10 protein-coding genes and 2 pseudogenes are annotated in these 14,088 nt (G+C 36.3%); all 12 read right to left on the bottom strand.

What is annotated here, in order from left to right; genetic code table 11:
- Nucleotides 1–39 precede the first annotated feature (39 nt).
- Nucleotides 40–1,248: an acyl-CoA dehydrogenase FadE gene (fadE, locus tag LPAF129_RS05335; protein WP_244055127.1), complete on the bottom strand. Its 1,209-nt coding sequence runs from the start codon at nt 1,246–1,248 to the stop codon at nt 40–42.
- Between the two features lie 346 nt (nt 1,249–1,594).
- Nucleotides 1,595–2,500, bottom strand: a complete 906-nt coding sequence (locus LPAF129_RS05330; RefSeq protein ID WP_244055126.1) for an AEC family transporter — start codon at nt 2,498–2,500, stop codon at nt 1,595–1,597.
- A 27-nt stretch (nt 2,501–2,527) separates the two neighbouring features.
- Entirely contained in the window at nt 2,528–3,136 is a 609-nt protein-coding gene (locus tag LPAF129_RS05325) for a sugar O-acetyltransferase (protein ID WP_244055125.1), read from the bottom strand.
- A 66-nt stretch (nt 3,137–3,202) separates the two neighbouring features.
- Nucleotides 3,203–4,035, bottom strand: a pseudogene (rhaD, locus tag LPAF129_RS05320) (rhamnulose-1-phosphate aldolase).
- A gap of 41 nt (nt 4,036–4,076) precedes the next feature.
- On the bottom strand, nt 4,077–5,348 hold the full coding sequence (locus LPAF129_RS05315) for an L-rhamnose isomerase (RefSeq protein WP_244055124.1): 1,272 nt from the start codon (nt 5,346–5,348) through the stop codon (nt 4,077–4,079).
- Between the two features lie 25 nt (nt 5,349–5,373).
- Nucleotides 5,374–5,691, bottom strand: a pseudogene (gene rhaM, locus LPAF129_RS05310) (L-rhamnose mutarotase).
- Nucleotides 5,688–7,178 (bottom strand): rhamnulokinase, encoded by a 1,491-nt coding sequence (gene rhaB / locus LPAF129_RS05305; RefSeq protein WP_244055123.1) that lies wholly within the window; start codon nt 7,176–7,178, stop codon nt 5,688–5,690. Before rhaB ends, rhaM begins: the two are co-directional and overlap by 4 nt.
- Nucleotides 7,179–7,456: 278 nt before the next feature.
- Nucleotides 7,457–8,875 (bottom strand): glucuronate isomerase, encoded by a 1,419-nt coding sequence (uxaC, locus tag LPAF129_RS05300; protein ID WP_244055122.1) that lies wholly within the window; start codon nt 8,873–8,875, stop codon nt 7,457–7,459.
- Between the two features lie 146 nt (nt 8,876–9,021).
- Complete coding sequence (locus LPAF129_RS11215) at nt 9,022–9,945, bottom strand: MFS transporter (RefSeq protein WP_265747241.1); 924 nt, start codon at nt 9,943–9,945, stop codon at nt 9,022–9,024.
- Nucleotides 9,942–10,655 (bottom strand): MFS transporter, encoded by a 714-nt coding sequence (locus tag LPAF129_RS11210; RefSeq protein WP_265747239.1) that lies wholly within the window; start codon nt 10,653–10,655, stop codon nt 9,942–9,944. Before LPAF129_RS11210 ends, LPAF129_RS11215 begins: the two co-directional genes overlap by 4 nt.
- Nucleotides 10,656–10,694: 39 nt before the next feature.
- The gene (locus LPAF129_RS05290) at nt 10,695–12,719 is read right to left on the bottom strand and encodes a glycosyl hydrolase 115 family protein (RefSeq protein ID WP_244055121.1); all 2,025 of its coding nucleotides are present in this window, start codon (nt 12,717–12,719) and stop codon (nt 10,695–10,697) included.
- Between the two features lie 344 nt (nt 12,720–13,063).
- On the bottom strand, nt 13,064–13,732 hold the full coding sequence (locus tag LPAF129_RS05285; RefSeq protein WP_244055120.1) for a GntR family transcriptional regulator: 669 nt from the start codon (nt 13,730–13,732) through the stop codon (nt 13,064–13,066).
- Nucleotides 13,733–14,088: the final 356 nt, after the last annotated feature.

Genomic DNA, 14,088 nt, shown 5'->3' with positions numbered 1-14,088 from the left:
CATTATTCTAGTTAATATACATGCTTATGTTCGTTAAGCTTAAACAAATGCACCTTTACCTACAATTTCACGACCAACAATCAAAGCATTAACTTCATGAGTTCCTTCATAAGTATAAATTGCTTCTGCATCAGCAAAGAAACGACCAATATCAGTATCCAAAGTAATACCATTACCACCAACAATGCCACGACCCAAAGCGACTGTATCTCTCATTACCAAAGCATTATTCATTTTAGCTAAAGCTGAATTAACCATTTCATATTGTCCCTCATCCATCAATTCTGAGATACGTACTGAGAATGAAAGTGCTGAAGTAACATTAGCCAACATCCGTGCCAATTTTTCTTGTGTAATCTGGAAATGTCCAACTTTCTTACCAAATTGATCTCTTTCTTTAGCAACTTTAACAGTAGCTGCATAAGCCCCACCTGTCATACCTGTTGCAATATGAGCAACATCAGCGCGAGTATGAATCAAAATATTGGCCACATCTTTAAATCCGTTAATGTTTTGTAATCGATCCTCTTCAGGAACTACAACATCTTCAAGCGTAATATGTGCATTTTGTATTGCACGCAATGATACTTTACGTGGAACAGGAACTGCATTGTAACCTTTAGCCCCTTTACGAACAACAAAACATTTGATTTTGTGATCTTCAACGTCACGGGCAAAGACAGGGATAATATCAGCGGTATCTGCTCCACCGATCCAACGTTTTTCCCCATTCAAAACCCAATGATCTCCTTCACGCTTAGCAGTTGTAGCTAAACCGCCAGCAACATCTGAACCGTGGTCTGGTTCAGTCAGTGCAAAACATGTTTGCCATTCAAAGTTAGCAACTTTTGGTGCAAATTCTTTTACTTGGCGTTCATCTCCACCTAAAAGAATCGTGTTGTAACCAAGACCACCATGAACAGTATAGAACGTAGCAACAGAAGAATCAAAACGTGCTAATTCATAATAGAGGAATGCATTGTAGATCTCTCTTGGTTTTTGTGCATTTTCTCTACCCTCAAATAACTTAGGGTTATTCATAATACCAGCATCAGCTAATTTATAAAATTGTTCAAACGGAAATTCTGCTTTTTCCCAATACTCATTGATCACTGGTCGTAATTCTTTTTCAATAATTTGACGTGTTTGTTGCAAAACTTCAGCTTCACCTAAAGTCAACTTGCTTGCATATGAGTAAATATCTTCAGGATACAATTCCTTTAAAATTTCTTGTTTCTTATCAGCCATCTGTATTGCCTCCATTATTTTTGATTTGAACGGATACTGTTGTTAACGCTTTCAACGATTTTTAGTTTATCCTGGTTTTATATGTTTAACAACTTAATCCGAATTAACATCGGTATAAGTAATATTTATAGGATCTAAGAAAACGCTATCACATTAGGCATTACGGAGGTTTAAAACTCTTAAAAAAAGGAAAAAATATCGACATTATAAAAAAATATTTTCCTGAATAATGGACAAAGAAACAATTTCAAACAAACTTGGATTAATGCTAATTGATGCTGAACCTATTCAAAATGAGTAAGGTCAATTAAAAAATTTCCGGAACAGAATTTACCGCCTTTTTTTACTAAAATATATTCAGTAAGACTGTCAGTGTAACCACACTGCACAGAGTACTAATTAAGGTACATGTTGCCACAAAATCAGGTTGTGCATCATATTGAATAGCATACATTGTTGTATTAGCAGCGCCAGGCATTGCTGACATAACCACAATCACCGCTGTGATAATTGGACTCAAGCCAAACATCAAACAAATCCCGTACGCTAACAATGGAGACACTAGCAAACGAACAACCAGTGCCACACTAACATCACTAAACGACACATTTTTGACCGTTACACCGGCTAGTTGCATCCCTAAAAACAACATAATCAAAGGAATCGTGATATTGCCAATCATGCCCACACTCTTCATCAAATTAACGGGGACTTTAATTTGATAATAATTCAACCAAATTGCCGGCAAGATCACATAATTCATCGGCTGTTTCAAAATCGCCATTCCCGCTGCTTTAAGTCCATGCTTACCGCTCTGATTTGCCGCAGCTGCAATGTAAACACCTACCACGCCCATTAAGATGTTATGGAAAACCATAATTGCCATCGCATAGTCAACACTTTTCTGACCAAAAGCAAACATAATGATTGGCAGACCATAGTTACCACTATTTGGAAAAACTGTTGCTAACAAAAAACTACATAGCTTTTGCCGGTCAAATTTAAACACTTTACCAATCGCTATTCCCAATACCAGTAACCCTAGCATAATCAGTAGTGAGGCCCAAATAACATTTAAAAAGCCCTGATTAAGTCGTGCTTCATAAAAAGTTTTAAAGACTAGAAACGGCAATAACAAGTAAAGCGCCAGTGTCGACAGTGGCTTGATTTCCAAAGTAAAGATTTTCTGGAAAATAAATCCTACTAAAAAGATGAGCAAAACTGGTAACATTACCTGTCCAAAAACCGCCATTTACACTCTCTCCCTTGAAGTATTGACTTAGTCGCTAAAAAGATGATTAGCTACAATTTGCCCAGTCTCATAGCCTGTGGCTGGTCGTTTTCCTATCACTCTTGCTGGAGATCCAGCGATAATGACGTCGTCTCCAAAAGATTCAGTCACAGTAGAGTTAGCACCAACTACCACGTTGTTCCCCAGTGTAACCCCCGGTAAAACAACAGAGCTGGCACCTAGCCAAACATTATCTCCAATCATGACTGGCTGACTAGTTCCAATGAAGTTGCCCCGTAAAACTGGATCAAGTGGGTGATCAGCTGCATAAATCTGTGCTTTAGGTCCCATAAAACAATGATTCCCAATCGTGACTGGCGCAATATCTAGGATCACACAATCATAATTGCACAGAAAATAATCGCCAACATGAATGTTATAGCCAAAATCGCACCGGAAATTAGGTTGGACGTAAGGACTTTTACCGACAGAACCAAACAGTTTTCTAACTAAACAATCTTTTTCCAAGACTTGTTGATCATCTAGTTCATTAATTTGCTTACACAATCTCCGTGCGTTTGTTTCATCGGCAGCTAACTGTGAATCCATAATATAATACGGCTTACCAGCTAAAAATTTTTCTTTTTCTGTCTGCATGATTTTCTCCTTCCTAAACAAAAAGCGATCATGCATTTCCTGCATCACCGCTTTTGTTGTCAAAACTTAACGTACAACCGTTTCAGGTAAATACTTCGGATTAGCTGTTACACCAAATGCCTTAGCCAATTCACGTAACTGTTCATCAGTAATTTCTTGTTTAATTTTTCCACCCTGGGCACAAATTTGTGAATAAATCGTCGCTGCTTTTCAACTGTTTCAATCAATCCAAATGCTTCATCCAAATCATCACCAGTGCCAAAGATTCCGTGATGTGGCCAGATCACAGTTCTGAAATCTGCCATTTTTTCAGAAGTTGCTTGTCCAATTTCATTCGTACCTGGAGTCATGTAAGGAATGATACCAATTCCTTCAGGGAACACAACCAATGATTCAGCTTGCATCTTCCACAATAAGCGAGTAATGCTGCGTTCATCTAAATCCTGCGTGAATGACAATGCAATCACGTTGGTTGGATGACAATGCATTACAACTCTTTGATTAGCGTCCACTTTTAGACGTTCAATATGAGACATTAAGTGGCTAGGAAATTCTGAAGTTGGTGCTGCACCATCTTCGTAGCCCCACAACAAGTCAGCGTGTTGACCGTCTTCCTTGATTTTAACTAAACCTAAATCAAGTTCTGGTTGTGAAATCACATTTCTAAAATACCGGCCAGTTGCTGTAACCAAGAAATAGTTGCCAGCTAATGTTGACGCATCAAAACCTAAATCAATGGTGCGCTTAACTTCTGAAATATCGTCGAAGTCAGTTAAATCTTCATCGGTTAATCGAAGAGAAACGTTGCCGCCGTTTCGTTCATCCCAGCCATGCTGATATGATGCCTGTGTAATACTGCAAACCTTTTTAACATACTTTGAATCTTTGAAACTACTCATATTCTCTGTTCCTCCTATAAATTTTCAGGATAATCTATGACTTAAATTCGCTTAAATTGCACGTCTTTTTCGTATTGACGAATGTTGCCTAACCAATCAGTACCAACTGGTACATCATTTCTAAGACAGAATTCATCCCAAACAGCACCAAATGGATATGATTTCAATTCTTCAGTAACTGCCAAACGTTTAGTAAAGTCATAGTGTAATTCGGCTTCTTTCAAATCATCAATTGGTGCCAACATTGCTTGTAATAAGGCCTTTTGCGTTGCACGAGCCCCAACGACCCAAGCAGATGTCCGGTTGATTGTTGCATCGAAGAAATCTAGTCCAATATTAGTCTTGTCTAAGAGATTGTCACGAACCAATGAACGAGTGATTCGTTGCAATGCTTCGTCAAAAATAACAACGTGATCACTATCCCAACGAACTGGACGAGAAACGTGTAACATCAAACCTTTACCACCAAATGGTAAGAAGGCTGTAAATTTGTCAGAAACATCCTCTGTTGGATGGAAGTGCCCAGCATCAATTGTCCATAACTTGTTACGTGTTAAAGCATAGTTATCATAAAATTCATGGGAACCAACTGTGTAGGATTCTACTCCGGTTCCAAATAACTTACCTTCAAAAGCTTCAATCGTGTTCTTTTCGTCATATTCGCCATCATTGATGATTTCGTCCAAAGCATCGATCATCCGCAAACGAGGTGTCAATTTATCAATTGGATTGTCTTTAAAGCCATCTGGCATCCAAAAGTTATTGACTGACTGTTGGCCTAATTCTTCACCAAAGTAGTTGGCAATTGCACGTGATTGTTTACCCACACGAACCCAGAAATCACGAATATCTTTTTCTGGACTAGCCAAGGTAAAGTTTTGTTTGAGCTTCGGATGTGAGAAGAAAGTTGGGTTCATATCCAAACCAATGCCTTCTTGTTTAGCCCAGTCAACCCAATATTTGAAGTCTTCTGGTCCAATTTCATCGAAGTCCTTCTTCTTGTTAGTTACAGCATACAATGTATGCAAAGCAACTTTATGGCTACCAGGAATCAATGACAAAGCTTCATGCAAATCACCTGTTAATTCATCAGGTATCCGAGCCATCCCAGGATAATCACCACTAACACCAATTCCACCAGTTAATTCAGCTTCAGGATTAACGAAACCATGAATATCGTCTCCTTGCCAGCAATGAACTGAAAGTTTAACTTTCTTTAATTGTTCCATTGCTTGTTCTGTATCAACACCTAATTCAGCGTAACGTTCTTTAGCTGCTTCATATGCTTTTTCAACTGTTTCAGATTTAACCATAATACAAAAACATCTCCTTGAATTTTTAATCTAAGTGAAATACTTCGTGCAAATCAATTGCAACTGGACTTTGATCCGGGTTAGTATCCATAATTGGTTCCATGTATGCCTACCATTTTTTACAAGCATCCATTTCAGAAATTTGGTTGTACTTTTCCAAGTCATCTACTTCGAGATAGGCAAATAAATTACCAGTTTTTTTGTCCAAATAAATCGAATAATTATGTGCACCTGCATCTTTCAAAGCCTGGCGCATCTCTGGGAACAAGTTATTATGACGCCGTTCGTATTCATCATATTGATCCGGATAAACATGCATCAGTTGTGCTAGTCTAACTGTCATGCTAACATTCCTCCTTCAACAGTTTTTTCCTTAGTTTTCTTTAAAAAATCCTGATACTCAGTTAATTTAGCCGCGAATGGTTCTTGTCCTGGAGTGTACTTTTTAATTGGGAATGAATCAGCAATGATTCTTCTAGCCAAGTAAACATTCAAAATATCTCCCTGAGCAATCATTTGGACAATGATATTACCAATTGCTGTCGCTTCTGAAGGTCCTGCGTAGACATTTACTCCAGCGATTGTTGCCGTTAATTGATTCATCAAAGCAACGTTTGAACCACCGCCAACAATATTCAAATCGTCGATCTTATAGCCTAGAATATCCCCTAACACTGCCAGTTCATTGGCATAGTATAGGGACAAATTAGAATAAACGGCCATTGCGATTTCTCCAGGTGTCTGTGGAATCTCTTGGTTTGTTTCCTGGCAATACGCCTGAATTTCTTGAATCATATTAGCTGGATTTTGGAAACGATCATCATTGACATCGATCAATTGCTGGAACGGTTCCTCATGGCTTGCAAGTTCTGCTAGCTCGGCAAAACTATAGTCATCATCCAACTCTTCTTTAACATTTTGAATGATCCATAGTCCCATAATATTTTTCAAGAAACGATAGGTGCCATATGCACCCCATTCATTGGTATAATTATGTTTAAAAGCTTTCTCACCATTTTCTGGAACGTTTAGCTCCGTTCCAATCAATGACCAAGTTCCTGAGCTCAAGTAAGCCCAACGTTGGCCAGTAGCAGGAGTTCCAACAACAGCTGAAGCTGTATCATGTGTTGCCACCGTAATTACATTCACTTTTCTTGGTAAATCATATTTTTCATACCATTGATCACTCACTGCTCCCAAATTGGTACCAGGATCAACAAGCTTTGGAAACTGGTCATGGGTTACATTGACCTTATCTAACAAATGCTGGTCAAACAGGCCTTCACGCAGACTTAACATCTGGGTGGTTGATGCGTTAGTAACTTCTGTCACTGCCTTTCCAGTCAAAACATACCCAATATAATCTGGAATCATCAAAATTTTGTCTGTTTTCGCCAATAAATCTTTATCTTCTTCAAACAACTGATACAATGTGTTGAAATCCAAAAATTGGATCCCCGTTTTTTCATAAATGTAATCTTTGGATAAATCAGATGTTAACTTAGCTATTGAATCCTTCGTCCGTGCATCACGATATGAAACTGGATCCTTCAAACGCTGACCATCTTTACCAACTAAGACATAGTCAACTGCACAGGTATCAATACCTAGTACAACATCTTGGAAACCTAATTTTTTGACTTTTTCAAGTCCTGTAAAAATCTCTTGTAAGATGTGGTCAATATCCCAACAATCATAGCCCTCTTTTTTAGCAAAACCATTTTTGAAGCGATGGACTTCTTTTAACTGTAGTTTGCCTTCTGTTGAATAGCCCAACATCAGTCGTCCACTGGAAGCACCGATATCTACCGCAACGTATGTCTTTGACATTCTCTCATCCCCTTAAATCTCACCGTTTACTTTTTTGTAAACGATTACTTTATCTCACTTGTTATTTTAAGTGTTAAGTAAGGGCTTTCGCAATGTCATAAACACACTTCATTAGTATCATTTACCCACTTTTTAAACGTAGACAAAACAAAAGACCCATCTCCGGTTAAATACCGAAAATAGGTCTCATTATGGCTAAGCCTTATTTTAATTTAGTGTTCTTACATACTACTTACAGTATTAATGCAATGATTACTTGACCACAACAATAAATACTATCACTTTAAAAATCCAAAATAGTTTTTTGCATTATTGTAGGAAATATCCTCTACAATTTGACCAAGAAACTCATAATCTTCTGGAACTTGCCCGCGTTCTACCCATTCGCCAATTAAGTTACATAGTACTCTCCGGAAATACTCATGACGTGGATAAGACAAGAAACTACGTGAATCTGTCAGCATTCCAACAAAGTTTGCTAAAAGACTTTGTTGTGCCATTGTAGTCAACTGATTAATCATGCCTTCTCTCGTGTCATTAAACCACCAGCCACAGCCTAATTGCATTTTTTGAACGCTACCTTGGTAAAAATCACCCATCCCAGTTGCCAATTGCATCCAGTCATTAGGATTCAAAGAATACAAGATTGTCTTTGGAATAATGTCGTCATTTTGTGCATCTGTCAGTAGACTCATTATTTGTCCAGCTATATCAGGTTGGGTTCCCATCGAATCAAATCCTGCATCGGCTCCAACTTTAGCAAGCATTGGCTTATTAGCATTGCGAATAGCATTGATATGATACTGCATTGTCCAATTAAATTTCTTGTTAAGTTTCATCAAGGCCTCGACCAAACCTGTACTATAAGCATCAACTTCGCGTTGCGTTAATTCTTTGTTAGCGATTGCTTTAGAAACAATTTGGTTCAATTCAATAGCATCAGTTTTGACAAAATGGAAGGTATTTAACCCGTGATCAGATAAACGACCACCATGTTCCTTGAAGAATTTAAATCTTTGTTCAAATGCTACAACTAAGCTATCAAAATCGACGATATCAACATTAGCTGCTGAACCAAGTTCTTTTAAGTAACTACCATAGGTTTCTTCTTCAAGTGCAAAAGCCTTGTCTGGACGCATTGCTGGTAAAACTTGAAAACCGTTTTCTTGTTCTTCCTGTGCTAATAGCTCGTGATAATGTAAATCAGAAGCTGGATCATCAGTCGTGCAAACAACTTTTACATTAGAATTCTTAATCAAACTACGTGGCTTAAAATCATCGGTTGCCAGCATTTCATTTGCTTTATCCCAGATTTCTTTGACACTTTTACTACTAAATGTTTCTGTTATTCCAAAGAAACGTTGTAATTCCAAGTGTGTCCATTCATACAAAGGATTACCAATTGCTTTTTCAATTGTTTTAGACCAAGCAACCATCTTTTGATAATCATCACCATCACCCGTGATCAGGTCTTCAGGAACGCCATTAGCACGCATCAAGCGCCACTTATAATGATCACCAATACTACCATCATTGATCCAAATTCTAGTCAAATTAGGATAATTTTTATTCTCATAAATTTCCTGTGGACTTAAATGACAATGAAAGTCGATGATCGGCATCTTATCAGTAAATTCATGAAACAACTTCTTTGCAGGGTCATTAGTTAATAAAAAGTTTCTATTTAGTAAAGTCATTTTGTTACTCCTTTCTTCACCTAACCGTTACTAACAAATAAGTGGTCAAAAATAATCATAGTAATTACTTTTAACCACTTACTTTATACTATTTACAAGCCTACTAATTCTAATTAGAATCACTTTTTCCTATGATTAATCCATATTTAGTTTTGAGTAATCTCTGCACCTAATGGTTTTCCATCATTCTTTTTCCAAAAATCAATTGAATCATAATCAACGCCTGTTAATAGTTCACAAGTTTTCTTTGTCTCAGGGTTAGCATCGCTCATCTTCCCACCGTTCTGTAAGCGATTTAACTCTTCTGTCAAAACGCCCATGGTCTTTTTACTCAAGTGGAAGTGACAAGCAAAATAAATTGCAAGTAACATCATAATACCCACACCACCAGAAACAATAAAAATAATCATATGGATCGCACTATCAGGTTGAGCTACAGCTCCACCTGCTGATTGCTTAAAGTGAGCAAAATCAAGCAGATATCCTGCAACTACGGAAGCAAGTCCTTGACTAATTTGGTTAATAAAGACCATTACCGAAGCAAATAATCCTGAACGATTTTTACCAGTTACTAATGTATCCACATCGGGAATAAAAGGAAAGACGTTCCATGGTAGAAAATACAAAATATACAAGCCAACTTCATAGAATATCATCCCAACAGTTAACCATACCATTATTGCACTAGGCTTAACCAAGGCAACAAAAGCCCAGTCAACACAACTTACCAAAATCATTGAGTAACCTAAAACATACAATGTTCGTGGTGAAATCTTAGTTACTAACCATCCAGCTATAATCGTTACTGGAACAGAAACGATACTCAAAGATTGTAGGAAGCCTGAAACACTTGTCGTTTTTCCTAAAGCAAAGACAATATAATACACAAATACTGTTGAAAACAAAATTGTTCCAAAATATGAGCTCAAATAAATTCCCATATGAGTTCTAAAGGTTTTAATTTTAAACGTCGAAAAATAATTTTTTAATTGTGATTTCAGTGAACTTCTTTTACCATTATTTTCTAATAGAGCTTCTTCCTCTAATTTTTTAGCCTCTGCTTTTGTCACGAAATGTCCCAGGTTGTATGGTAAGTAACCAAGATTAAAACAAATGTTACAACAGAAAACATAACTTGCATGATCAGATATGGCATTGGTGACGTTTGAGGATAAAATTTAAACAATTGCGCAGGTACAAATTGAGCTAACATATTACCTAAACCTGCAATTACCATTCTTGTAGTAGAAAGTAAAGTGCGTGAATTGTAGTCTTTTGTCATTTCGTTAGGCAATGTTTCCCAAGGAATCTGTAAAACTGACATAAGAACCGTGGTAATTAAATAAGTAATCAAGTAGTACCAATAATTCATGCCTGTGACCCACAGAGTAATTGCAAACAATACTGCAGGTGCAGCCGCCAAAATAAAAATATGTCGTCTACCAAATATTCTACCTAGCTTATATTTATAAATGTTGTCAGACATGTTACCCATAAATAATGAAGCAATTGCATCAGCAACACGACCAATTAAAAATATCGTTGCCCCTTGTCCTGCGCTTAACCCACAAAATGTGGTGTAAAAGAATAGCAACCAGGCTCCAACTAACCCCTGCATTGAAATACTAAAAAAAGAAAAAACTCCAAATCCAAGTGATCTAAACACTCCTATTTTTCTAGGTTGGTAAATTTTCTTTGATTGATATTCGTCCCAACCATCGTGTAAATTTGTAGCTTGAAATTCGTTATCACGCTCAGATCCAGTATCATTTGTATCCATCATCATAAGTTGCTCCTTTACTGAAATAATATTACATAACTACTTAAATCCTTTTGCTCTTATCTTTCTTGAGAATTCATCATCTGTATATGCTTTGTGCAGATTTGATAGCAACATGACTTTAGCATCACTGGCTTGCATTAAATATTCTCGTTCCCACTGGTCCTCATCTGGACCATCTCCAACCATTCTAAGTACATTTTGTAAAGTTGCTAAAGTCTGAACTGAAAGGGAAATGTTCGTATAACAATCATTATCATAAAAGTCACGCCATTTCTCAGCCGGATTATTATTCCAAGCAGCAATCACCTTTTCTAATTCTTTTTTAGCATCATCAATCATTAAGAACGCACCCAGAAAATCATTAGTTTTACATTTGTCATATGCGTCAAAAGTTTCCTTCAAAGCTTTAATCGAATGACCATGAATACTACAACTATTCCAGATATCATTATAAAATCTCTTCGCATCTTCCTCTGGTAATTTAGCCAAAACCTCATCAGCTTCTAAATTTAATTTTTCAAGAGGCTTAACGTTATTAACCAATAAATTAACAATATCTCTAGCTTGGTCCTCCAAACTAGTACTATCAGTAACCCATTCCATTTCAGGCATTTTATCCCTATTAGCTAGCCAAGTAGTAACAAACTTACGTAGCACATACATATAAAACTCGTCTCCAGCTTTCTGATCAACAAAGCTTCTATAGTTAAAAGTAGCTTCAAAATAATTGTGATATACTTGTGCTATTTCTTTTTGATACGAACCATAGTATGTTTCAACATACTGATTAATATAATCAAGACTTGATTTAACTTCAAAATCACTTCTCCAAGATTCAGCTAGTAATCTTAAATAAAAAATATGAGGTTTAATACTACCTGTATTCACCATTACCAAATCGTCTAACGTGGCTTGGCGAACCTTTTGAATTTCCTCAGCAACTGCATGTGGATCAATTTGCAACAAAGTTAAGAAATTTGAAGCTTGTAAGTCATGGAAAGCAACATGATAATATATTCCTTGCTTCAATTTGGAATCACCATTCTGCAATACTTCAGTTCGCGGATCCTCAATTCCTTGACGACGTGACAGCATTTTACCGTATCCATTATCTGCCCAGATTTGAACAACATCTTCAGGAATATCAAGTAATCCCTCATTATACAGAGCTGGTAATTCCCCATATATATTCATTGAACACATTGCTTCTGGATCAACTCTCTTAACCATATCGTATTGTATTCGTAATACAGAATTAATGACGTCAGCTTTATCCTGTTGAGTATATTCATGGTCATCATCCGCCCAGAAAGGTCTATCACCCTGGCCACGAAAGCCTAAATTCCAAAGAACATGCATATCCTTTTGTTCATCAATGCTATCTTGCCAAAGTTTTTTAAACAAATCCGGATGAAGCAAATAAGAAGCCTTTAATTCCGGATAAACACGTGAAAACATTTCTGCTCCAAGAGGTTCTGCATGGTGATGAGCAATCATTAAACCAAACTTATCCGCTAATCCTCTATGTGTATGAGCATTTGTATCTGTTCCGGGAATAACAATGTTTCCACCACAACGTAGCAATGTTTCAAAAATCATTTCCCAAACATACTCATTTGATTCATTGTATTTCCAGTCATTGATTAACACTTCATCATTAATAAACCAACCACGGTACTTAACATGGAACTCCGGCATTCGAACCTTTTTAAAATCATTCCAAGTAATGCTATCAACCTTGCCAATCTGTTGATCAAGCCAAAACCAAAAATTATCTATGTGTAAAACTTCTCGTGAAACGGATAATGCGCCATACATCAGTCCAAGTACTGAATTTGCTTGAATTTCTACGTGTAGCTCATCTAAAAGAGTAACTATAAATGACTCGTCTTTACCGTCATCATCATTATTCAATTTTAAAGTAATGCCGTTATCGGGGCCTTGACCTGTAACTTTCTTCAGAATATCTCTTTGTAAAATTTCAGCCGCCTTACGTAAAACATCATTTGTAAAATCTGTATGAACTTTTGTATTTACATTTATCAAAAAATTTTCAACCACTCTGATCCCTCCAGTTTCGTAAAAAAATCAAATACCTTGTTCTTAAGAAAAAATTCACTTTTCAAGATAAAGCGCTACCTAAAAATCTTAAAAAAATATGCGAGATTTCCTCTAAAACTTTTTATTTTTTAAAAATTGATATACTAGTATATGAATCGTTTACATAATATACTAAAAACAAAGCCTAGTCAATCACAAGTTTTTTATTTTTTAGTAATCATTTAGTAAAATCTGCTATTTTTCACTTTTTTGAATTTTTTTCACAAAGACGAGTAACATTGTTAATTTTCTTCTAACAACAAACCCCCCTCACCATTTTTTATAGTAAGGGGGTTATAATTCTTTTATTCAAAATATTCTGGAAAAGCCTGTAATAAGGTTGGTTCCTCATCTAGCATTCTGTGTAGATGTTCTTTGACCCAATCTACTGATTTTTCTGCATCTTTATTTTTAATAGACTCTAATAATTGTCTATGCTCATCGATTAGTGAGTTCCATGACAGATTTTTACTTTGCAAACGTAAAAAACGGAACCTATTCAGATGCATATTAACAGACTGCAACCATATCCAAACTTGTTCATGATCTGTAATACTATAAAAGTAATGATGAAATGCCTCATCCTCTTTAAAAAATTCCAGATTCTTATTGGTCCCTTTTTCTATTAATCCTTGTCTATCAATGATCTGTTGCAGCATTACATAGTCATAAGTCGTTAACTTATCAATCGCTTCTTTGACCACTCGCATTTCTATACTCTCTCTGACAAATCTGGCATCTTTGGCCAACTGTAAGTTAATTTTTGAAATATAGGTACCAGACTGTGGAATAGCATTAATTAAGCCTTCTTGCCTAAGTTGCAAAAGTGCTTCTCTAATTGGGGTCCTACCTACTTCCAATTCTTCAACTAATTCTTTTTCTGAAATCTTCTCACCCGGTAAATATTCCATTCCGATAATTCTATTTAAGATAATTTGATAAATTTGATCTTTCATTGTGGAAATAACTGCCATCTTTTTAACCACCTAACTTCTTAAATTTAAAATAAACTGACTATACTGTTACCTTAGCATCTAATCTCTATTTAGCCAACACAATGATATCCGTACAGTGATATCTAACTGTTTTTAAAGCGTTATCAAGTACATTATATTCCTTTTTGAAAAGAGAAACGACTAATCTCACTGAGCAGAAATCTCTTTGTTTCGTAAATATAGCCTAACAAAACCTTCAGAATGTATAATTTCATTTCCTACAGTACTTGACATCCCGCTGGAATGCGGTTACATTATAGTCAATGATAATAATATATTAGTATATCAAAACTTTAAGAATAAATTTTACAAGGAGGATTTCTCTATGGTCAAGC

Source organism: Ligilactobacillus pabuli (assembly GCF_022836475.1).
GTDB classification, from domain to species: Bacteria; Bacillota; Bacilli; order Lactobacillales; family Lactobacillaceae; genus Ligilactobacillus; species Ligilactobacillus pabuli.
Note: the sequence above shows the minus strand (reverse complement) of the source record. Positions and strands in the feature narration are given on the sequence as shown.